General features: G+C 67.4%; 18 protein-coding genes. 2 read left to right on the top strand and 16 right to left on the bottom strand.

Annotation, left to right across the window (positions count from 1 at the left end; all coding sequences use genetic code 11):
- Window positions 1-503 precede the first annotated feature (503 nt).
- A complete protein-coding gene (locus V3B30_RS14415; protein ID WP_100472128.1) occupies window positions 504-3,578 on the top strand; it encodes a TonB-dependent receptor in 3,075 nt (1,024 codons plus the stop codon).
- 191 nt (window positions 3,579-3,769) lie between these two features.
- Entirely contained in the window at window positions 3,770-3,964 is a 195-nt protein-coding gene (locus V3B30_RS14410; protein ID WP_008267227.1) for a heavy-metal-associated domain-containing protein, read from the top strand.
- An 81-nt stretch (window positions 3,965-4,045) separates the two neighbouring features.
- Here V3B30_RS14410 and cueR read toward each other — a convergent pair whose 3' ends face one another.
- From cueR to hisG, 16 genes are all read right to left on the bottom strand, one after another.
- On the bottom strand, window positions 4,046-4,501 hold the full coding sequence (cueR, locus tag V3B30_RS14405; RefSeq protein ID WP_262083791.1) for a Cu(I)-responsive transcriptional regulator: 456 nt from the start codon (window positions 4,499-4,501) through the stop codon (window positions 4,046-4,048).
- A gap of 11 nt (window positions 4,502-4,512) precedes the next feature.
- Window positions 4,513-7,014, bottom strand: a complete 2,502-nt coding sequence (locus tag V3B30_RS14400; protein ID WP_262083792.1) for a heavy metal translocating P-type ATPase — start codon at window positions 7,012-7,014, stop codon at window positions 4,513-4,515.
- A 160-nt stretch (window positions 7,015-7,174) separates the two neighbouring features.
- Complete coding sequence (locus V3B30_RS14395) at window positions 7,175-10,132, bottom strand: TonB-dependent receptor (RefSeq protein ID WP_262083793.1); 2,958 nt, start codon at window positions 10,130-10,132, stop codon at window positions 7,175-7,177.
- A 353-nt stretch (window positions 10,133-10,485) separates the two neighbouring features.
- On the bottom strand, window positions 10,486-11,217 hold the full coding sequence (locus tag V3B30_RS14390; protein WP_262083794.1) for a copper homeostasis protein CutC: 732 nt from the start codon (window positions 11,215-11,217) through the stop codon (window positions 10,486-10,488).
- Window positions 11,214-12,212, bottom strand: coding sequence for a N(4)-(beta-N-acetylglucosaminyl)-L-asparaginase (locus V3B30_RS14385; protein ID WP_262083795.1), 999 nt, complete (start codon window positions 12,210-12,212; stop codon window positions 11,214-11,216). The genes V3B30_RS14390 and V3B30_RS14385 overlap by 4 nt, the downstream gene beginning before the upstream one ends.
- A gap of 51 nt (window positions 12,213-12,263) precedes the next feature.
- Entirely contained in the window at window positions 12,264-13,286 is a 1,023-nt protein-coding gene (locus V3B30_RS14380) for a glucokinase (protein ID WP_262083796.1), read from the bottom strand.
- 84 nt (window positions 13,287-13,370) lie between these two features.
- Complete coding sequence (locus V3B30_RS14375; protein WP_100472121.1) at window positions 13,371-13,655, bottom strand: hypothetical protein; 285 nt, start codon at window positions 13,653-13,655, stop codon at window positions 13,371-13,373.
- A 34-nt stretch (window positions 13,656-13,689) separates the two neighbouring features.
- Window positions 13,690-15,279, bottom strand: a complete 1,590-nt coding sequence (locus V3B30_RS14370) for a calcineurin-like phosphoesterase family protein (RefSeq protein WP_262083797.1) — start codon at window positions 15,277-15,279, stop codon at window positions 13,690-13,692.
- Window positions 15,280-15,377: 98 nt separating this feature from the next.
- Window positions 15,378-15,998 carry a bifunctional phosphoribosyl-AMP cyclohydrolase/phosphoribosyl-ATP diphosphatase HisIE gene (gene hisIE, locus V3B30_RS14365; RefSeq protein WP_262083798.1) on the bottom strand — a complete coding sequence of 207 codons (621 nt, stop codon included), beginning with the start codon at window positions 15,996-15,998 and terminating at the stop codon, window positions 15,378-15,380.
- Window positions 15,988-16,764 (bottom strand): imidazole glycerol phosphate synthase subunit HisF, encoded by a 777-nt coding sequence (gene hisF, locus V3B30_RS14360; RefSeq protein ID WP_100472118.1) that lies wholly within the window; start codon window positions 16,762-16,764, stop codon window positions 15,988-15,990. The genes hisIE and hisF overlap by 11 nt, the downstream gene beginning before the upstream one ends.
- Window positions 16,758-17,492 carry a 1-(5-phosphoribosyl)-5-[(5-phosphoribosylamino)methylideneamino]imidazole-4-carboxamide isomerase gene (gene hisA, locus V3B30_RS14355; RefSeq protein ID WP_100472117.1) on the bottom strand — a complete coding sequence of 245 codons (735 nt, stop codon included), beginning with the start codon at window positions 17,490-17,492 and terminating at the stop codon, window positions 16,758-16,760. The genes hisF and hisA overlap by 7 nt, the downstream gene beginning before the upstream one ends.
- The gene (gene hisH / locus V3B30_RS14350) at window positions 17,489-18,091 is read right to left on the bottom strand and encodes an imidazole glycerol phosphate synthase subunit HisH (RefSeq protein ID WP_262083799.1); all 603 of its coding nucleotides are present in this window, start codon (window positions 18,089-18,091) and stop codon (window positions 17,489-17,491) included. Before hisH ends, hisA begins: the two co-directional genes overlap by 4 nt.
- Complete coding sequence (gene hisB, locus V3B30_RS14345) at window positions 18,088-19,161, bottom strand: bifunctional histidinol-phosphatase/imidazoleglycerol-phosphate dehydratase HisB (protein WP_262083800.1); 1,074 nt, start codon at window positions 19,159-19,161, stop codon at window positions 18,088-18,090. Before hisB ends, hisH begins: the two co-directional genes overlap by 4 nt.
- On the bottom strand, window positions 19,158-20,252 hold the full coding sequence (gene hisC / locus V3B30_RS14340) for a histidinol-phosphate transaminase (RefSeq protein ID WP_262083801.1): 1,095 nt from the start codon (window positions 20,250-20,252) through the stop codon (window positions 19,158-19,160). The genes hisB and hisC overlap by 4 nt, the downstream gene beginning before the upstream one ends.
- A complete protein-coding gene (hisD, locus tag V3B30_RS14335; protein ID WP_100472113.1) occupies window positions 20,249-21,544 on the bottom strand; it encodes a histidinol dehydrogenase in 1,296 nt (431 codons plus the stop codon). The genes hisC and hisD overlap by 4 nt, the downstream gene beginning before the upstream one ends.
- Window positions 21,541-22,452, bottom strand: a complete 912-nt coding sequence (gene hisG, locus V3B30_RS14330; protein ID WP_262083802.1) for an ATP phosphoribosyltransferase — start codon at window positions 22,450-22,452, stop codon at window positions 21,541-21,543. Before hisG ends, hisD begins: the two co-directional genes overlap by 4 nt.
- Window positions 22,453-22,463: the final 11 nt, after the last annotated feature.

The following is a 22,463-nucleotide window of genomic DNA, read 5'->3' as shown; positions in this document are numbered from 1 at the left end:
CCTCCACCTGCACCCGTGGGATGGCGGGGCGGTGTCGGAGTGCGGGGTGTCCGCGGCATGGATGCCGCGGCCAAGCCCCCATGGACGGGTTTACGGCGTCCCCGCAATCCGACACCGCCCCGCCAAACCACAGACAGCCCAGAGCCGCTTTGGCTTTGGCTTCGAGCAGGTGCAGGGCGCAGCCCTGTCGGCCCACCCTCCCCTGCGCACGAAAACGATTTCACTGATTTCAGCAAACCGTCATCCCTTCGCCACGCCAGTACCATATTGCGGAGCAGCATGCGCCCGCGGGCGACCCATGCTAAAAATCGCCCGCCCATCGCTTAGATCGATCCAAGACGACGCTGCGATGGCCGGGAGTTGGGGGAGCAGCAACAGGACGTACCAGGCCACGCGCGCGGTGCTACTGCCACTGCATGGCGACAGCGACAAAGTCACTTCAAATTAGATCGATTCAAGTTGTCCGTGCCACGTCACCGGATCAATCCAGGAGAGAGGGAGAGATGGGAATGAAGCATTCAACACGTACGCATGGCCAGGACGCATTGTCGCTGGCCATCGCGCTGGCATTGGCCGCCGCCGTCATACCGGCTGGCGCCGCCGCGCAGCAGGCCACGTCCACCGGCGCGCAGGATGCCACCACCCTGGACAGCGTCCAGGTCACCGGCTACCGCTATGCCATTGAGAAGAGCCTTGAGCAGAAGCGCGATGCCAACGCAGTGGTCGAAGTGATCACCGCCGAAGATGTCGGCAAGTTCCCCGACAAGAACGTCGCCGACGCGCTGCAGCGCGTGCCCGGCGTGGTCATCACCCGCAGCGGTGGTGAGGGCAAGAGTGTCAGCGTGCGCGGCCTTGCGCCGGACCTGACCCTGACCCAGTTGAACGGCAACTTCGTCGCCTCCTCGGAGACCAACAACGAAGCGACCCGTTCCTTCAACTACACCCTGCTGCCGTCGAACATGCTGTCCAGCGCCGAGCTGTTCAAGTCGCCGGAAGCGCGCATCGACGAAGGCGGCATCGGCGGCACGGTCATCCTGCATACCCGCCGCCCGCTCGACATGGAATCCAACTCCGGCTACGTGAACCTGGAGGGCACCACCTCCGACACCAGCCACGATGTCGATCCGCAGGTGTCGGCGCTGTACTCATGGCACAGCAAGGATGAGCGCTTCGGCGTGCTGGTCGGCGTGACCCAGCAGAACCGCACCACCCGCACCATGGAAGCCAGCACCGAGGACTACCAGTGGTACGGCAACGGCACCACGGCCCGTGATGCCAACGGCAATCTGCTCGAACAGGATGGCATCCACTACTGGTGGGGCCAGTCCGGCTTCAACAACCAGGCCGGCAAGAACTACAGCGAGTTCTTCATGCCGACCTCGGTGAACTTCGCAGTGAAGGAAGAGAAGCGCGAGCGCAAGGGCGGGCAGCTGACCTTCCAGTTCAAGCCAGTCGACAACGTCACGATGACGGCCAACTACTTCCGCTTCGAACTGCAGGGCGACTACACGCAGAACATGCTGAAGGTGCCGGAGTGGAACCTGGCCCGATACAACCAGGACGGCAACTGGGCCGGCGGCCGCCTGCTCAACGGCCTGGACTTCGACCCGAGTGGCAGCATCGTTACTGGCGCGCAGTACCAGAAGCTGGCCGGGAAGACCTACTACTGCAGCGAGGAAGAAGCGGCCGCCGCCGGCCTCAAGCCGGGCGGCTGGGGCCCGGACGACTGCACCATCCCCACCCCCCAGCTGACTGGCGGATACAGCAAGGAGAAGGCGCTTTCGCAGACCGCCGACCTGACCATTGACTGGGACATCAGCCCGTTGTGGAAGGCCTCGTTCACCGGTGGCCGTACCTGGTCCGAAGGTGGCCCGTCGATGAACTTCCGCATGTCGGCCAAGCCGCGTCGCAAGGTCGGCAACCAGTGGCAGTCCGGCAACCAGTACACCGCGTGGGACCTGACCGGCACGCCGTCGGTGCAGTTCTCGCCGGACCTGCAGCAGCAGTTGATGGCCGGCGTCGCGGAAGTCGATACCGGCTCGACCGACTCGTCGTGGATGCAGACGGAGGTCAAGCAGAACTACTTCCAGGCAGACGTCACCAAGCTGTTCGAGGCCGGCTGGCTGGATTCGATCCAGTTCGGCGCCAAGTACCGCGATGGCAAGGTCCACCGCAATACCGGCAATACCTACTGGGTATGCCCGGGCCTGGACCCGTCCGACTATGACAACAATCGCTACCAGGCCGGTTGCGATCCGACTGCAGGCGATGCGCAGCCGGGCTTCTTCCTGTCCAACCCGATCAGCAACATCACCGGTGCGTTCAACGCCAACGTGTTCCCGGGCATCAACTACCCGGCCTACATCGATTACCTGAACAAGACCTACGGCGGCTCGCACAACCGTACCGAGGAAGACTTCGTCTACGACGTCAACGAGAAGATCTACTCCGGTTACTTCCAGGCCAACTTCCGCACCGAGCGCGTGCGCGGCAACATCGGCGTGCGCGTGGTGCGCACCAAGCAGTTCGCCCAGTCCAGCGATTCGGTCGAGCGCTTCAACGACTACTTCGTCGACAACGCCAGCGGCGCACCGATGAGCTGCGATGATCCGGCCGCCGATCCGAACCTGCGCTGCCAGGGTGGCTTCGTCCGCCTCCCTGACCCGCAGGTGCGCGACAAGGTGTACGCGCTGTCGTCGCTGGAAAAGACCTATACCGACGTGCTGCCCAGCTTCAACATCGCCTGGGACATCACCGACAACCTGGTGCTGCGCGGCGCGGCATCGAAGGTGGTCGCGCGCCCGAGCTACACCAGCATCGCCTACCCCGGCGGCCTGCGTTACATCAGCGAGGAGTACGCCAATGATCGCCGTGTCACCGGCGGTACCGACACGCCCGGCTGGTACGGCTCGGGCAGCAACAAGGCGCTGGAGCCGTTCAAGGCGGTCCAGTTCGACCTTGGCCTGGAGTGGTACTTCAAGCCGGGCGCGGTCGCAGGTGTTTCGCTGTTCCGCAAGAACGTGGACAACTTCACCGTGCCGGTGGTGCGCGACCAGCAGATGAATGTCGGTGGTCAGTCGGTGACCGTGCAGAAGTACGAGACCCAGGCCAACGGCCGCGATGGCGTGTCGCAGGGCGTGGAGCTGTATGGCCAGTACACGTTCGACTTCGGCCTGGGTGTGCAGGCCAACTACACCTACAACGACACCAACCTGGCCTCGATCGTGCTGGACGGCGAGGAAATCGGCTCATCGCCGCTGGTCGGCAGTGCCAAGAACCAGGCCAACGTGACCGTGTTCTACGAGAACGACAAGTTCCTGGCACGTGCTTCGTACAACCGGCGTGGCGAAGTGGTCGGCGGCCTGAACAATGGCATGACCACCTACACCAAGCCCTACAGCCAGCTTGACCTGAACGTGGCCTACAACCTCACCCCGGACTGGACGGTGACGGCTGCCGTGCTGAACGCCACCAAGTCCGAGCTGCGCAGCTACATCGGCAACGACAGCCAGGCCCGCCTGCTGTCCAACCTGTACGCCGGCCGCCAGCTGTATTTCGGCGTGAACTGGAAGTTCTGAGGCGACGCCGGGCACGACCGGCGCCCGCCACGCCCCGCCCTGGCGGGGGCGTTCCTCCACGGCAGCCACGCTGGTACAGGTGGCTGCCGTTTTCTGTTGGCGCCTTGCCTGTCGTTCAGCCCGGCGCTTGACCCTGCCATCGTTGGAAGGTGCACACTGATTCCACCCCAAGAGCACCGAAGGAGCTACAGATGGAATTCCATGTCGATGGCATGACCTGCGGCGGCTGCGCACGCAGCGTGACCCGCGCGATCCAGCAGATCGATCCGAACGCGAGCGTGGTGGCCGACCCGCCGACCGGCCTGGTCAAGGTGCAGACCACCGCGTCACAGGAACAGGTGTTCGCCGCGGTGAACGATGCCGGTTTCCCGCCGCGCACCGCCTGATCCTCCTGCCCGCGTCCACGACCAAGGCCCGCCCGATGCAATCGTATCGGGCGGGCTTTTTCATGTGCATCTCCCGCCGGTTCAATACTTGTGCGCGCGCCGCCGCACCGCACCGGACTTCGCGGCAGCGGGCGGCACCGGGGCCGCATCGTCTTGGCCCAACCGCTGCAGGATTGGGCATTCCGGGCGCTCATCGCCCGCGCAGCAGCTGATCAGCGATTTCAACGTGTCGGCCATCTGCCGCATGTGCTCGATGCGCTGTTCCAGATCGGCGATGTGCTGTTCGGCCAAGTGCTTGACGTCGGCGCTGTGCCGCGAGGTGTCGTTCCACAGGCCCAGCAGATCGGTGATCTCGGCGACCTGGAAGCCGAGATCGCGCGCGCGGCGGATGAAGCGTAGGCGGTGGATGTCCGCCTGCGAGTACGCCCGGTAGCCCGACTCGGTGCGATCAGCCGCAGGAATCAAGCCGATCTGTTCGTAGTAGCGGATCATCTTCGCCGACACGCTCGAGGCCTTGGAGGCTTCACCGATATTCATGCGGTTCTCCTTCAATGGGTCGCGGCGGTGGCATCCGCCATCGGTGGCTGGAAGCGGCGCAGGCGCAGCGCGTTGCCCAGTACGAACACGCTGGACAGCGCCATCGCACCGGCCGCGAACACCGGCGACAGCAGCACGCCCCAGACCGGGTACAGCACGCCGGCCGCTACCGGAATCAACGCGGTGTTGTAGGCGAACGCCCAGAACAGGTTCTGCCGGATGTTGCCCAGCGTTGCTTTCGACAGTGCAATGGCATTCGGCACACCCTGCAGGTTGCCCGACATCAGCACCACATCGGCCGACTCCACCGCGATATCGGTGCCGGTGCCGATGGCCAGGCCGACATCGGCCTCGGCCAGCGCCGGCGCATCGTTGATGCCGTCGCCAACAAAGGCAACGTGGCCATGGGTGGCCTTCAGGCGGCGCACGGCCTCGACCTTGCCCTCCGGCAGCACTTCGGCCACCACTTCATCGATACCCAGCTGGTGCGCGATCGCCCGCGCGGTACCGGCGTTGTCACCGGTGATCATCGCCACCTTCAGGCCCAGCTGATGCAGTGCGGCGATCGCCGCCGGCGTGCTCGGCTTGATCGGATCGGATACCGCGATGATCGCGGCCAGGCGTCCATCGATGGCCGCGTACATCGGCGACTTGCCCTGCGTGCCAAGTTCCGCCGCCAATGCTGCGAATGCAGTGATGTCCACGCCCAGGTCGCGCATGAAGCGATCGGCACCGACCTCCACGCGTGCACCCTCGACACTGGCGCGCACACCCATGCCGGTGACGGATTCGAAGTCGACCATGGCCGGCAATGCGATGCCATGCTCCGTCGCGGCATCAACAATCGCGCGGGCGAGGGGATGCTCCGAGCGCGATTCCGCCGCGGCAACTGCCGCCAGCACCGTGTTGCGATCGAAGCCGTCCGTGATCTCAAAGTCGGTCAGGCGCGGGCGGCCTTCGGTCAGCGTGCCGGTCTTGTCCACCGCCACCACCTGCGCGTCCTTCAGCAGCTGCAGTGCCTCGCCCTTCCGGAACAGCACGCCCATTTCGGCGCCACGACCGGTACCGACCATGATCGAGGTCGGCGTGGCCAGGCCCATCGCGCACGGGCAGGCAATGATCAGCACCGCCACCGCATTGACCAGCGCAAAGCTCAACGCCGGCGAGGGCCCGAAGATCAGCCAGACGGCGAAGGTCGCCAGCGCGGCCAGCATCACCGCCGGCACGAACCACAGCGTGACCTTGTCGACTACTGCCTGGATCGGCAGCTTAGAGCCCTGCGCCTGTTCGACCATGCGGATGATCTGCGCCAGCATGGTCTGCGCCCCCACCGCCGTCGCGCGCACTGTCAGTGCGCCCTTCTGGTTGACGGTGCCGCCGACCACGCTGCTGCCCGGCTGCTTCTCGACCGGGATCGGCTCGCCGCTGATCATCGACTCGTCGATGTAGCTGCGACCCTCGACCACCTCGCCATCGACCGGCACGCGCTCGCCCGGGCGCACTTCCACCAGGTCGCCACTCAGCACCTCGTTGACCGGGATCTCGATCGTGCGGCCGTCACGAATCACATGCGCGACCTTGGCCTGCAGGTTGACCAGGCGCTTGATCGCCTCTGAGGTACGGCCCTTGGCGCGCGCCTCAAGGAAGCGGCCGAGCAGGATCAGCGCGACGATCACCGCCGCTGCTTCGTAGTAGACGTTCACCGTGCCCGGCGGCAACAGCCGCGGTGCAAAGGTCGCTACCACCGAATAGCCGAACGCTGCGGCGGTGCCCACCGCCACCAGTGAATTCATGTCCGGCGCAAGCCGCAGCAGCGCCGGGAACCCCTTCTGGTAGAAGCGGCGGCCCGGGATGGCCAGCACCAGGGCGGTCAGCACGAACTGCAGGTACCAGCTGGCCTGCATGCCGATCGTCGACATCACCCATTCGTGCATGCCGGGGATCAGGTGCGAGCCCATTTCCAGCACGAACACCGGCAGTGCCAGCGCGGTGGCCACGATCAGGTCGCGCTTCAGCCCGGCGCGCTCGGCATCCTTCTTTTCCGCGGCCTCGTCATCGGACTGTACGCCGGCTTCGATCACGCGTGCGCCATAGCCGGCCTTGTCGATCGCGGCGACCAGCGCATCCACAGCGGCCACCCCACGTACCGTGGCACGCTCGGTGGCCAGGTTGACGCTGGCCTGGCTGACGCCTGGCACGGCCAACAGTGCACGTTCGACGCGGCCGACGCAGGACGCGCAGGTCATGCCTTCCACCGCCAGCTCGATGGTGGCGGCGGGCACGTCGTAGCCCACCCGCTCCACCGCCTGGATCAGCGCGGCGCGATCGACCGGACCCGACGCACGGATGTCCGCCCGTTCGGTGGCCAGGTTGACCGAAACACTGTCCACGCCCTCAACCCTGGACAGCGCCACCTCGACACGGCCGACGCAGCTGGCGCAGGTCATGCCCTCGATGGGCAGGCTGATGGCGGAGGGGCTGGCGGGGATTGCAGTGGCGCGGGGCGTGCTCATGATCGGATTCCCGGGATTCCTTCTGGATGCGGACAGGCTAAACCTTGCCATCGTGGGAAGGTCAAATCCAGCCTGTCCGCATGCCTGAAGAGGTCACCGCCCCGGGTGTTCAGTTTCCGCATCCACGCATGGCGTGGATCTTCCGACGAAGATGGGCCCGTCAGAAGGTGAACACGTACTCCAGCGCGAATTCCCGGCCGACCGCACCGAGCAGGCGGGTCGGGGCGAAATCGTAGTCCAGCTTGTACGGGTCCTTGTGGTTCCAGCTGGCCGAATTGAACACGTTGTTGACGTAGACATTGACCTTGGCGTGCTCGGTCAGCTGGTAGCCCACGTTGAAGTTCCAGGTGATGAACGGCCCGACCCGCCCGTAGTAACGCGCCGTCTGCTGGCCGGCGTTGGGATTCGGATTCGGCGAGCCGTCCGGGCGCGTCGCCGGCTCAAGGCAGTTCAGCGACGGGCTGTCACTGGGCACGTAGCCATCGGCGAACGGCAGGCAGCCGCCGGGGTTGTCCAGGCGGTCGGTACCCCAGTGGTAGCGCACGCCCGGCACCGAACCGATGCGATCGGCATAGACGTTGGCATTCCAGTTGCCACGCTGCCAGGCCAGGCTCGCACGCAGCTTGCTGCGCAGGTCGCGATCGCGGCGTTCCGGGTTCGGATCGTTGGCGTAGCGCTGTTCCTTGGTCGAGATCTGGTTGGTGTAGTTCACCCCCAGTTGGAAGCTGCCCCACTGCGCGGTCTCCAGGCGATAGCGCGCGGTCAGGTCGATGCCGCGCACCTCGCGGCTGGCCAGGTTGAACGGGCCGCGCTCGATCGATACCAGGCGACCGTTGCTGTCACGGTTCACGCGGGCCAGGATGCCGGCGCAGTACTCGCCACCGGCCGGGTTGGCCCATGGCGTACCGTCCATGTTCCTGCCGGTCAGGCAGCCCGCTTCGCTGGCCAGCACCTCGTCGGCGCCGACGTCGACGATCATGTCTTCCAGTTTGATCGCCCAGTAGTCCGCGCTGACCGACAGGTTGGGCATCACGTCCCAGACGAAGCCGACCGTCCACGAATCGCCGGTCTCCGAGCGCAGCAGTGGCGTGCCACGCCGGTTCACGTCGAACGTGTACCAGACGTCGGTGTTGCCCACGCCACAGTTGTTGACCAGGTAGGCGCCGCTCTGGATGCAGCGCAGGCGGTCATAGGTCTGCACTTCCGAACTGCTCGGTTGGCCCAGCAGGTAGTGCATGTCCGGCGCATGGAAGCTGGTGGCATAGGAGCCACGTACCAGCAGCGATTCCACCGGGCGCCACTCCAGGCCGACATTCCAGGTGGTTTCCTTCTGGCTGCCGATGTCCAGCGCTTCGCTGCTGTCGTCGGCCTTGTAGTTGCCATAGCGGTCGTAGCGCGCTGCCGCAGTGGCGGTCACGCTCTCCAGCAGCGGGATCTTGAACTCGACGCCGGCCGAATAGCGGGTGCGCTCGCCGCCACCGCGGTCGACGTTCTGCAGGTCGAAGTCGATGCCGGCACGTGGGTCGGGACTGAGGTGATAGCCCTGTTGCGCAACCTCGGCCACCGCCGCAAACGAAATCGGGCCGGCCCAGCCCTGGAACAGCTCGCCGGTGATATCCGCCGAAGCCTGGTTGACCCATGAGGACGCACGGTTCTTCGCCACCGTGCCCATCTGCCAGTACTGGTCCGGCGTCAGCGGGTTCCACCAGCGCGATTCGTTCAGGGCGTAGATCGCCTCGCCGTCGGCGGTAGTGCCCAGTCGTGGGCCGAGGAAGTAGTCATACGACTTCTGCTTGTCGACCACGTTCTGCCGTTCTTCCACGCGGTAGTAGGAACGGCCCACCGTAGCGCTCCAGTCGAAGCGGTCGGCCAGGCGGCCACGCAGGCCCGCACTCCAGTCCCAGGACAGTTCGCGGTTGGTGTTACGCAGCGTATCCAGGCCGCCCACTTCGTTCGGCGTGAACTGGCGCACGCCGAGGATCGGCCGGTTGCGGTTGGCATCCCAGTAGTAGCCGTTGTCATCGTCGATCAGCGACACGCTGGGCGGATTGGTGCCCCAGATGGCTTCGGAGCGGTACACCGCCAGGTTGGTCCAGGCCTGCAGGTCGTTGCTGAAATCGAAGGTGGCATACAGGTTGCCGGACACGTTCTCGGCACCACCGGTGAGCAGCCAGTTGGCGTAGTCGGCGCTCATGCCGCACAGGCGGCCAGTGTTGGTGATGGTGTTGGCGGCGTAGTTGTAGACCAGTCGATCGGCGGTGTAGTACTCGCCATCGAACTTCTCGCAGGTGCCGGTGGGCGGGGCCAGGCGCTGGCCGGTGGTCGGGTCGATCAGCGCCAGGCCGGACGTCGGGCGGAATCCGACCTTGCGCTGTTCCATGTTCCAGGACGGGTACGGCGCGTCGTCGGCATCGTCCATCTGCGGGCGATCACGCCCGAACAGCGGATCGCGCTTGGTGTACTGCAGCGCATAGGTCACGCTCCAGTTGTCGCCGGTCTTGCCACCGGCCCAGGACAGGTCCCAGGTATCACGGCCGCCTTCGGTGGACGTGCCGCCGCGCACGCGCACTTCGTCGCCGTCGTAGTTGGTCTTCAGGATGACGTTGACCACGCCGGCGATCGCATCCGAGCCATAGATGGCCGAGGCGCCACCGGTCAGTACTTCGATGCGCTCGACTGCGGCAGCGGGAATGTTGCCGTAGTTGGAGAAGTTGGTTTCGCCGCCGTAGGGCAGCGGGTAGTCCGCCACGCGGCGGCCGTTGACCAGCAGCAGCGAGCGGTTCGGGCCCATCCCGCGCAGGTTCAGGCCGCTGGCATTGGGCGTGTGCGAGCCCCACTGCGAGGCGGCTTCAACAGTGCCGGTGGCCTCGGTGAGGGTCTTCAGCGCGTCGTACACGCTGACAAAGCCTTCCTTCTGGATCTGCGCGGCGGTGATCACGTTGACCGGCGCCGGGCCTTCGACGCTGGCGCGCTTGATGCGCGAGCCGGTGACGGTGACCGCGTCGAGATCCTTGGTGGACGAACTGGCGGTCTCCTGCGCACTGGCGGCCAGGGGCAACAGGGCCAGGACCAGGGCCTGGGACAGCAGGTGACGACGCTTGCGGACGATCTGAGCCATGGGTGGTTGCTCTTCGAAAGTGTGGACGCACGGACGGATGGTGGCGCGGCTCTACGGCTGATCAGGGCACCTGGAGCGGTTCAAGACCGTCCCGACACCCTCCCCTGTGGATCGATCCAAACTAAAGCACAGCTGAACCACGCCCGGCATGCGGCGGCGCAGCAACACAAAGCGTAGTGCCGTCATTGGTTGCTCGCCGCCATGACAATCAAAGGCTTGCGAGACATCGCTGAGAGAACGGCGCACGAAGTGGTGACACGATTGCGACAAACGCGCGCGGAACGGTTTTGTCCGTGGCGGGCCAGCGTAGGGTCGGATCCATTCGCAGAAGGGCTCCGACCCCGGACTTGCGATCAGGCGTCCAGCGCCTGCCGCAGCGCGGCTACGGTGGCAGTGGCGGTCTGGCTCCAGTCCGGGTCCAGTCCGCGCAGCGCCGGGTTCTGGAACTGCATCGCCGAGCGCCGCAGGCCCTTGGCGGAAGCGTGCAGTTCAGTACAGCCGCTCCGTCGTGCCACGGCTGCGATATTGGCCGGGCCCAGCCCGGCACCGGCCATCACACTGATGCGGCCCGCCGCTTGTGTGACCAGGCCCGCCAGCACATCGGCACCGGCCTCGGCACTGGCCTGGCCGCCCGAGGTCAGCACGCGCTGGCAGCCCAGCCCGATCACCTGCTCCAGCGCCGCCGGCAGATCGCGGGCAGCGTCGAAGGCACGGTGGAAGGTCACCTGCAGTGGCCCGGCAGCCTGCACCAGTTCACGGCACAGCACCAGGTCGATGCTGCCCTGCACATCCAGTGCACCGATCACCACGCCATCGCAGCCCAGCGCGCGGCACTGCGCGATGTCACGCAGCATCAGCTCGGTTTCCAGCGCGTCGTAGTGGAAGTCGCCCGGGCGTGGCCGCACCAGCACGAACAGCGGGATCGACAGGCGTTCGCGGGCAATCGCGATGCTGGCGAACGACGGCGTGGTGCCGCCCTCGGCCAGGTTGTCGAACAGCTCGATGCGGTCGGCGCCGCCAGCCTGCGCGGCCAGCGCCGAGGCCAGCGAGTTGCTGGCGATTTCCAGAGCGAGCCGCGTGCTCACGCCTGGGTGCTCGTGTAGATCGACGGCGAATCACGCAGGTCATCCTGGCGCTGCGCATCGCACACCGCGTAGACGAAGCCACGATGCAGCGCATAGGCGCCCACCTCGCCCTGCTTGTTCATGGCCAGGAAGCACACCTGCAGCGTTTTGCTCGCTTCCGGGCGCTTGCGCACCACGCGGTCGATCGCTTCGCGGCAGGCCTGCGCCGGCGAGCGCCCCTGCCGCATCAGCTCGACCACCAGGAACGAGGCGGCGTTGCGGATCATCTCCTCGCCCACGCCCGAGGCAGTGGCTGCGCCGACTTCGTTGTCGACGTACAGGCCGGCACCGATGATCGGACTGTCGCCAACGCGACCGTGCAGTTTCCACGCCATGCCGCTGGTGGTGCAGGCACCGGCCAGATGGCCCTTGGCATCCAGTGCCAGCATGCCGATGGTGTCGTGGTTGTCACTGTTGCCGGGAATACCACGGCGCTCGGCGTTGATCTGCGGCTGGTACTTCTCGGTCTTCAGCCACTCGCGCCAGGCCGCTTCGGCCTGCGGCGTCAGCAGGTGCTTGCGCTCGAAACCCTGCTGCACCGCGAACTGCTGCGCGCCCTCGCCCACCAGCAGCACGTGCGGGCTGTTCTCCATCACTTTGCGGGCCACCGACACCGGATGCAGGATGTCGACCAGCGCGGCCACTGCACCGCAACGGCCATCGCCGTCCATGATGCTCGCGTCCAGGCTCAGCACGCCGGCGCGATCCGGGTTGCCGCAATGGCCGACGGTGGGGTTGCACAGCTCGCTCTCGGCCCAGCGTGCGCCTGCTTCCACCGCATCCAGCGCGCTGCCGCCCTGCGCCAGCACCTTCCATGCAGCCTGGTTGGCCGGCACGCCGAAGTCCCAGGTCGAAACCACCTTGGCCCCGCCGTGCATGCGCGCCTGCACGCCCGGCAACGCCGCCATGCCCGCGGCCAGTGCACCGGCCTGCAGGAACTGCCTGCGATCCACCATCTTCCCCTCCCAGTCTGCAATGCACGGCCGGCCCGATGCCGGCCCTGCCGATCAGTCGTGCGTGGGCTGCCGTGCGGCGTGCCAGACCGCTGCGCCGAGCACGCCCAGCTGGCCATGCTCCACCCGCCACACCGGTACCTGGCGCAGCACCTCGGTCAGCACGCCCTTGTTGAGGAAGCGCTCACGGAAGCGGCCATCGGCCAGGAAATCCTGCACATGCGCGGAAATGCCACCGGCCAGGTATACCGAGCGCGCACCGACGGCGATCGCTGCGTCGCCCGCCAGGCTGCCCAGCCAGGCACAGAAGACCTGCAGCGTTTCCACTGCCAGTGCATCCTCGCCGCTACGTGCGGCACCGATCAGCGCCTCGGTGCTGGTCCACACCGGGGTAACGCCGCGCAGTTCGCACAGGCACGGATAGAGATTCATCAGACCGCTGCCGGACAGCACGCGTTCGTTGTCCACGTGCGGCCAACGCTGCAGCAGTTTGCCCAGCACCTGCAGCTCCAGCGCGTTGCCAGCGCCGAGCGCGGCATGGCCGATCTCGCTGGCCAGCACCGGGCGCTCGCCATCGGCAAAACGCAGCGCGGCACCCAGGCCGGTACCTGCACCCAGCACCAGCGCCGGGAACGCCTGCGCCGGATCGGCGTCGCCGTTCAGCGGCACCAGGGTTTCCGGCTGCAGGTACGGGATAGCCAGCGCCACCGCTTCGAAATCATTGATCAGCTGCAGCTCGTGCAGCCCGGACTGCGCGCGGGTGGCCGACAGCGAAACCGTCCACGGCAGGTTCGAGTTGATCAGCACATCGCCATCGAGCAGGCCGGCGATGGCCACCACTGCGGTCTGCACCGATTGGCCGAGACCAGCGGTGAAATCGGCCAGGATCGCGGCCAGGCTGGAATGCTCGGCACAGGCATAGGTGCGATGGCTGCCCAGCAGCGGCGCCTGGCCGGGCTGGGTCTCAGCCAAGGCCAGACGGGCAAAGGTGCCGCCGACATCGGCGACAACGAGGCGGCGCGGAAGACCGCCGCGGGCGGAGTCGGTGGAAACCGGAGACGCTGCTGCGATGGTCACGCTGGCCTGCTTGGATCGATTGAATCGCCCCGATTCTCAGGCATCGGGGCGGCTTTGCCTAGCGCGCCGGTGGTTCAGGTTGGCCTACATGCCTTCCTGTTCGGCCACCTGCACCCCATCCACCAGCACGCGCAGGCGCTGCGGGCGGAAGCCGGCGAACAACAGGGGCCGCGTGCGCTCGACCAGCACCTCGTGGCCGGCGATCTGCCGCAGCCACGACTGTACCAGCGAGAACGAGAAGTGGGTGCCCGGATGCAGCGGGTGCTGCACCCAGACCTTCTCGGTGGCGCTCTGCAGCAGCATCGCGCCGGTGAACCAGTGGCGGCTGAGGGTCACCGGCGTGGTGCCGGCCATGAAGCGGATATCCATGCGGGGTCCTTTCGCTGGAGCAGTGATGCGGGTGTCAGGGCTGGGCAGCCTGCAGGCTGTAGCTGGTGGTGGCGGTGAACACGGCACCATCAGGCTGGGTGGAGCGTACCTCGACCTTGTGGCTGCCCACTGCCAGATCGGTCGGCAGCGCACCGCGCCACAGGTGCGGCGACGCAGTGGCCTCCGGGGAACGGTCGTAGCCACGCAGGCTGTTGGCCAGGTCGTCGGCCACGTTCTCAACCATCAGTCGCGGATCGGGCTGGCTGACCTGCTTCATCGGCTGCCAGGCGCCGCCATCGACGCGGTACTCGACGACGCTGGCGTCCTCACCCATGTAGACGTTGGCATAGACGCCCCACGCTGGATAGGCGCCCTGGCGCAGCACCTTCGGCGCATGCAGGCCGATCTGCTCGCTGGCCGGCTTGCCGGCCACCCGGTATTGCAGGCGATAGCTGCCGTTGCCGGCCACGTCGAGCAATGCATAGCCCTTCGGCGTGCCGTCGCTCATGGTGCTGTCCGGCACGCCAGCGGCATTCTTCACCCCCGACCAGAACGCACCGCAATTGGCACCGACGTTGTATTCGTGCAGCGGCTTGTCGCCGTTCCAACCCTCAGCCTTGCCGTGGTAGACGTGCTGCTGGGTGTGGCTGTGGCCGCTGAGCACCAGCACGTTGCGGAAGTCCTTCAGCAGGTCGAACAGGCGCTGGCGGTCGGCGTGGCGGAAGGTCTCGCGCCCCGGCGCGGCATCGAACAGCGGGATGTGCATGCCCAGCACCAGCAAGCGGTCCTTGTGCAGGCCCTTCAGGTAGCCGGCAAGGAAAGCGAACTGGTCTTCGCGCAGGCCGCCGATGTACTTCGGCTTGGCCTTGGGGTCGTACACCACATCGTCCAGGAAGACGAAACTGGCACCGCCCTCTTCCACCGCGTAGGTGTCCGGGCCGTAGATGTTGCGCCAGCTGTCCAGCGAATGCTCATCGCTGACGGCATCGAAGTCGAGGTCGTGGTTGCCCGGCACATGGAACCACGGCACGCCAAGTTCGGTGGTGACCTTGTTGATGGCCGGATACAGGGCCAGGTCGTCGTTGACGATGTCACCCAGGGTGGTGCCCATGCGCGCCCTGGTCTGGCCGACCAGCGGCGCCACGATCGACTGCTGGTAGTAGCCGATGTCCTTCAGGCTGGCGGTCTGCGAATCGGTGAATACCAGCATCTGGAAACCACGGCGGCTGTCATGGCGATCCGCCTGCAGCGCGAAATCCCAGTTGCGGGTGGCATCGCTGGTGGCGGCGATGCCGCCGTACTTCAGCGCCGGCGAGCCGTTCGGGCGGTAGTGGCGCCAGAACGAGGGCAGACCGTCGGTCGCCTTCAGGAACGAATACGCATCGGGCTTGATCACGAACACGGTCTGGCCGTCGCGCACCGGCAGGCTGTAGCTGCCGTCGGCGGCGGTCTTGACGATGGCCTCGCCGTTGGACACCTGCACCCCGGCCAGGCCCGGATCGGTCGCACCGCGCCCAGGCCTGCCGTCGCGCTCCAGATAAACCTTGCCGCTGACCACGGTGTCCGCGGCCCAGGCCGGCGAGGTCAGCAACAGGCAGCACAGCCAGGCGGCAGGCAGTTTCATGGGCGGTCCGGGAAAGAAGAAGACCCCCTATTGTAGAGCCGAGCCATGCTCGGCTGCATTGCAAAGGTGGGTGCGGACCGTTGGTCCGCACGCCCTCCTCAACGATGGCGTTTTTCCAGCGCCGCCCGCGCATCATCCAGCGACAGCCCGCGCGCGCGCAGCAGCACCAGCAGGTGGTAGAGCAGGTCCGAGGCCTCGCCCAGCAGCGCCTCGTCGTCCTGCGCCACCGCCGCCAATGCGGTCTCCACACCCTCCTCGCCCACCTTCTGCGCGATGCGGCGGATGCCGCCCTCGAACAGGCTGGTCGTGTAGCTGCCCGGCGGGCGCTGCGCCTCGCGCATCGCCACGAGCTGGCCCAGCCCACCGAGGAAGTCCTTCGGTGCCTGGTCGAAACAGCTCTCGGCACCAGTGTGGCAGGTTGGCCCGGCCGGGCGTGCCAGCACCAGCAGCGTATCGGCATCGCAATCGACACGGATCGACTGCACCACCAGCACGTTGCCGGACTGCTCGCCCTTGGTCCACAACCGCTGCTTGCTGCGGCTGAAGAAGGTCATATGGCCGATGGCCAGCGTGGCAGCCAGCGATTCGGCGCTGACATAGCCCAGCATCAGCACCTGCAGGGTGTCGGCATCCTGCACGACGGCCGGCAGCAGGCCGTCGCCCTTGCCCCAGTCCAGCGCCTGCAGCGCATCCAGCGATGGCCTCACGTCAATAGACATCCCGCACCTCGATCTGCTGTCCGCGCAGGTAGCGCTTCAATTCCGCAATGGCGATGGCGCCGCTGTGGAACACACTGGCCGCCAGCGCGCCGTCGACGTCGGCCTGGTCGAAGGCTTCGGCGAAGTGCTCCATCGCACCGGCACCGCCGGAAGCGATCAGCGGCACCTGGCACAGCGCGCGCGCCTGCTGCAGCTGCGCGACATCGTAGCCACGGCGCACACCGTCGCTGTCCATGCAGTTCAGCACGATCTCGCCAGCGCCACGCCGCTGCGCTTCGACGATCCAGTCCAGGGTCCGCAGCGGTACCGCCTGGGTCTTGTCCGGGTCGCCACTGAAACGGCGTACCCGCCACTGGCCGTCCGCTTCGCGTACCGAGTCCACACCCACCACCACGCACTGCACGCCGAACTCATCTGCCAGCTCGGTGATCAGCTCCGGGCGGCCCAGCGCCGGCGAGTTGATCGACACCTTGTCGGCACCGGCGAACAGCACGCGACGCGCGGTCTCCACGCTGTCGATGCCACCGGCCACGCAGAACGGAATATCGATCAGGCGCGCGATACGCTCGATCCACGCAACATCAACCGACCGCGCCTCGGGACTGGCGCCGATGTCATAGAACACCAGCTCGTCGGCGCCCTGGTCGCGGTAGCGCTGCGCCAGCTCGGCGATGTCGCCCATGTCGACGTGATCGCGGAAGCGCACGCCCTTGACCACGCGGCCATCGCGCACGTCCAGGCACGGAATGATGCGGCGGCTCAACATGCCAGCGCCTCGCCCAGGTCCATGCGCTGCTCCAGCAGGGCCTTGCCGAGGATGGCACCGCCGCAGCCGGCAGCACGCGCCTCGGCCACATCGGCCACGTCACGGATGCCACCGGAGGCCTGCACCGCCACGCCCGGCAGCAGCGCCGACAGGTGCTGATAGAGGCTGATGTTGGGCCCGGCCAGCATGCCGTCGCGGGCGATGTCAGTGCACAACAGGTGGCGCATGCCGGCACGCGCATAACGCTGGGCCAGGTCATCCAGGGTCACGCCGGCATTCTCGGTCCAGCCGTGCACCGGCAGCTGCCATTGGCCCTGGGCATCCTGGCGGGCATCCAGCGCAATGGTGATGCGCCCGGCGCCGAACTCCTCCAGCCAGCCGACCACTTCGTCGGGGCGACGGACTGCCAGCGAACCCACCACCACGCGGCCGGCGCCGGCATCGAGGATGCGCGCCACATCGTCACGGCCACGCACGCCACCACCGGTCTGCACCTGCAGCGTGGTCTGCGCGCGGATCGACGACAGCAGCGGTGCCAGCGTGTAGCCACCGGCGCGTGCGGCGTCCAGGTCGACCAGATGCATCCATTGCGCGCCCTGTGCGGCGAAGGCGTGCGCGCGCGGCAGCGGATCGTCGCCATATGAGGTTTCCTGCGCGTAGTCGCCCTGGCGCAGCCGCACCACGCGGCCATCGCGGATATCCAGCGCGGGGTAGACGATGAAACTCATGCAGCAGTGCCCTCGAGGAAGTTGCGCAGCATCAGCGAGCCGGTCTCGCCGGAGCGCTCGGGATGGAACTGCGCGCCGTAGTAACGCCCCTGCTCGACCACGGCGGTGAACAGGCCGCCGTGGTCACAGGCGGCGACGGTGTGGGTATTGAGCGGCGCCGCATAGCTGTGTACGAAGTAGGCGCTGGCGCGCTCCGGCACACCCCGCAGCAGCAGCGATTCGCGCAGCGGCAGCAGGCGGTTCCAGCCCATGTGCGGCACGCGGATGCCACAAGCGGGCACCAGCTTGCGCACCACGCCGGGAATCAAGCCCAGTGCCTCGACGCCGGCCTCCTCGGAGCGCTCGAACAGCAGTTGCATGCCCAGGCAGATGCCCATCAGCGGCACCTCCAGTCGCCGCAGCGGTTCCACCAGGCCCTGCGCGTGCAGGCGCTGCATGCCGGGACCGGCGGCGCCCACGCCAGGCAGGATCACCCGCTGCGCACCGACCAGACCGTCGGCGTCGCGCACCAGCCGCACCGTCGCGCCCAGGCGCTCCAATGCGTAGCGCACCGAGCCCAGGTTGGCACCGCCGGCGTCGATCAGCGCAACGTCGCTCACAGCGCCCCCTTGGTGCTCGGCAGGGCCGTGCCCTGGCGGGCCAATGCCGGGCGCAGCGCGCGCGCCAGTGCCTTGAAGCAGGCCTCGACCTTGTGGTGGTCGTTGTCGCCGCGCACCTGGAGGTTGAGGTTCAGGCCGCTGGCATCGCACAGTGACCGGAAGAAGTGCGGCACCAGCTCGGTCGGCATGTCGCCCACCCGCTCGCGCTTGAACTCGCCTTCGAACACGAAGTACGGGCGGCCGCTGAAGTCCAGCGCAGCGCTGGCCAGGGTCTCGTCCATCGGCAGGGTGAAGCCGTAGCGGCCGATGCCGCGCTTGTCGCCCAGCGCCTCGCGCAGGGCCCGACCCAGCGCCAGCCCGGTGTCCTCGATGGTGTGGTGCTCGTCGATGTGCAGGTCGCCCTCGGCCTGGATGTCCAGCGCGAAGCCACCGTGCTTGCCGATCTGTTCCAGCATGTGGTCGAAGAACGGCAGGCCAGTGGAAATGTGCGCATCGCCGGCACGGTCCAGATCCAGTTCGACGCGGATCTTCGTTTCCTTGGTGTTGCGCTGGACCACGGCAGTACGCGGCGCATCGGCCAGCGCATGGGCGATGCCGGGCCAGTCCCACTCGCCACCAAACTGCTCGGTACGCAGCTGGAAGCCACGGATGTTGAGATTGTCGGCGAACTGCAGGTCGGTGATGCGGTCACCAACCATGCCCGAGCGCGCCCAGTCGATGCTGCGGTCCTGCAGGTAGGCAGTCATCAGGCCGATGCCCGGCTTGCGGGTCGGCGCATTGTCCTGCGGCCAGCTGCAGTCGATCAGCACGTCACGGAAGGTGATGCCCTGGCTCTCGAAGATCTGCAGCATCAGGTCGTTGGGGCCATCGAAGCTGGCGCGCGGGTAGCTGTCACTGCCCAGGCCATCCTGGTTGGTGACGATCACGAACTGGTATCCGGCATCCCGCAGCTTCAGCAGCGCCGGGATCACCTGCGGCACGAAGCGCAGCTTCTCGTAGGCGTCGATCTGGAAATCGGACGGCTCCTCGATGAGGGTGCCGTCGCGGTCGATGAACAGGATCGGGGTCATGCGGCGGCCCTCCGCGCCGACAGGGCCGCAAGCACGCGGTCATTCTCTTCGGGGCTGCCGATGCTGATGCGCAGCGCATCACCCAGCTGCGGCGCGGCGCGCTGGTCACGCACGACCACGCCGGCCGCCAGCAGCGTATCGAACGCTGCCTGCGCATCGGTGAAGCGGACCAGCAGGTAGTTGCCGGACGAGCGGTACACGCGACGAACGCCGGGCAGGCCTGGCAGCGCCGCGGACAGGCGCCCGCGCTCGGCGATCACCGTGGCCACGCGCTCGGCGGTGCGTGCCAGCGCGGCCGGCTGCAACGCCTGCGCGGCCAGCTCGGCGCACGGCGTCGGTACCGGGTACGGCGCCTGGCAGCGGCGCAGCACGGCAATCAGTTCCGGGGCAGCGATCAGGCTGCCAATACGGGCGGCCGCGAGTGCGTGCGCCTTCGACAGCGTGCGCAGTACCGCCAGGTTGGCGTGCGCAGCCAGCAGCGTGGTCGCCGACGGGCGTTGCGCGTACTCGACGTAAGCCTCGTCTACCACCACCAGAGCCTGCCCGCGCAGAGCAGTGGCCACCCGCTCGATATCGGCCAGGCCGATGTCACTGCCGGCCGGGTTGGACGGTGCGCACAGGAACACCAGCTTGGCGTTGCGCGACTTGGCCGTATCGATCACAGGATCCAGATCGGCGCGCAGGCCGTCTTCGCTGTCCACCAGAGGTACTTCAATCAGTGCGGCACCCTGCAGGCGTGCGCAGACCGCGTACATGCCGAACACCGGCGGCGTGACCAGCACGCCATCGCGGCCCGGCACGCACAGGGCACGCACCAGCAGATCGATGGCTTCGTCGCTGCCGCGGCCGATCAGCAGCTGCTGCGGCGTCACGCCGTACAGCGCGGCCAAGCCTTCGCGCAGCGCCAACGGCTGCGGTTCCGGATAGCGCCGGCTGCTGCCTGCAGCATCCGCCGGATTGGGCCAGGCCGACTCGTTTGCGTTCAACCAGACCTCCCCCTGCACCGCCGCGCTGCGCGCCGAACTGTAGCCGGCGAAGGCCTGCAGGTCCGGGCGCACCAGGGCCAGCACATCATCGATCGCCGCACTCATGCCGCCGCCTCCATGCGCACTGCGACCGCACGCTCGTGCGCATCCAGGCCTTCGGCACTGGCGATGATGCGCGCGCAGCCGCCGATCGCCGCCAGGCCGGCAGCGCTGGCGCTCTGCACGCTGATCAGGTTCTGGAAGCTGGCCACGCTGACACCGCTATAGGCACGCGCGGCACCCGCGGTTGGCAGTACGTGGTTGGTGCCGCTGCAGTAGTCGCCCAGTGCTTCGGGCGTGTAGTCGCCGAGGAACACCGAGCCGGCGGCCTGCACCTGGTCCAGCCAGTCGCGCGGCTCGCGCAATGCCAGGATCAGGTGCTCGGGCGCATAGCGGTTGCTGATCGCGAAGGCCTCGTCCAGCGAATCGACCTGGATCAGGCGCGACGCCGACAGCGCCTGGCGCGCGATCTGCTGGCGTGGCAGCAGGGCCACCTGGCGCTCCACCTCAGCCTCGACCGCCGCCAGCATCACGGCATCGTCGGTCAGCAGCAGCACCTGCGAATCGGGGCCATGCTCGGCCTGCGACAGCAGGTCGGCGGCAACGAACGCTGGATTGGCACCGGCATCGGCAACGACCAGCACTTCCGAGGGCCCGGCCGGCATGTCGATGGCCGCTGCGCCCTCCTGCGCCACCTGCTGCTTGGCTTCGGTGACGAAGCTGTTGCCGGGGCCAAAAAGCTTGTCGCAGGCCGGAATGCTGGCAGTGCCATAGGCCATCGCCGCGATCGCCTGCGCACCACCCAGCTTGAACACGCGCTGCACGCCGGTCAGGCGGGCGGCTACCAGCACCGCCGGATCGGCGCTGCCGTCGGCGCGCGGCGGCGTGCACAGCACGACCTGCGGGCAACCGGCCAGCTGCGCCGGAACGCCCAGCATCAACGCGGTGGACGGCAGCGGCGCGCTGCCGGCCGGTACGTACAGACCCACCCGGCCGATCGGGCGCAGCATGCGTTCGCAGACCACGCCCGGCGCGGTTTCCACCGCATAGCCTTTGCCCATGCCAGCGGCGTGGAAGCGCGCGATGCGTTCGGCGGCGTCCACCATCGCCTGGCGCAGTTCGGCGGGCACGGCGGCTTCGGCAGCGGCGAATTCGGCTTCGGACACTTCAAACGAGGCCAGCTCGACACCATCGAAACGCGCAGTAATCGCACGTAGCGCGTCGTCACCCCGCGTGCGCACCTGCGCGATCAGGGCGGCCACGGCATCGCGGGTCTGCTGCGCCACGGTCTGCACCGGGCGGGTCAGTGCCGCACTGCGCGCGGCCTCATCAAGTCGGGACCAGATCAGACGGTTCATGCCAGCGACCGCTCCACGCTCAGTACCATCAGGCCCTGCGCACCCGCGCGCTCGAGTTCCTCCATGCGCTGCCAGCTCAGCGGGCCGGGACACATGGTCTGCAGGCGCAGCGCACCGCCATCGGCCGGCAACCGCACCAGCGGCTCGGCATCGGCCAGCAGCTGCGCCAGTGCGTCGACGCGATCCTCGCTGGCACGGAACATCAGCAGCTTGCGGTCCTGGCGCTGCACCACGCCGTCGAGGCGGCGCAGCAGCATCGCGCGCAACGATGCACGTGCATCATCCGGCACGCGCACCGCACCGGCCAGCACCGCCTCGCTGTCGAGCAGGTTGTGCACCGGGGTCAACTGGTTGGCGCGCAGCGTGGCGCCGCTGGACACCAGATCGCAGATCAGGTCGGCGGTACCCAGGCGCGGGGCGATTTCCACCGAACCGGACAGTTCGACCACCTGTGCGTCCACGCCCTGCCCGGCCAGCCACTGCTTGAGGATGGAAGGGTAGCTGGTGGCGATGCGGGTGCCGGCCAGCTGCGCCGGACCCTGCCATTGCCACTCCTCGGGCACCGCCAGCATCAGGCGGCACTGGCCGAAGCCCAGCCCGCGCAGCGCCTGGTAGGCGTCAGGCAGGCCGATCTGGCGACGCGCTGCGGCCTGCTCATCCAGTTCGTTACGGCCGACGATGCCGAGGTCGCAGACGCCGTCGGCGATCAGGCCGGGGATGTCGTCGTCGCGCACCAGCAGCAGGTCCACCGGCAGCGATTCGCCGTAGCAGAACAGCTTGTCGCGGCTCTCGCGCCAGCTCAGGCCACAGGCGCTGAGCAGGTTGCGGGCGGGTTCGGCCAGCCGGCCACTCTTCTGGATGGCGATACGCAACCGGTCTCGTGCCGGCGCTGCCTGGGTTGCACTCATGGGGGAGGTCT

This window comes from Stenotrophomonas sp. SMYL41, from assembly GCF_036319965.1.
In the GTDB taxonomy this organism is placed as follows: Bacteria; Pseudomonadota; Gammaproteobacteria; order Xanthomonadales; family Xanthomonadaceae; genus Stenotrophomonas; species Stenotrophomonas maltophilia_R.
Note: the sequence above shows the minus strand (reverse complement) of the source record. Positions and strands in the feature narration are given on the sequence as shown.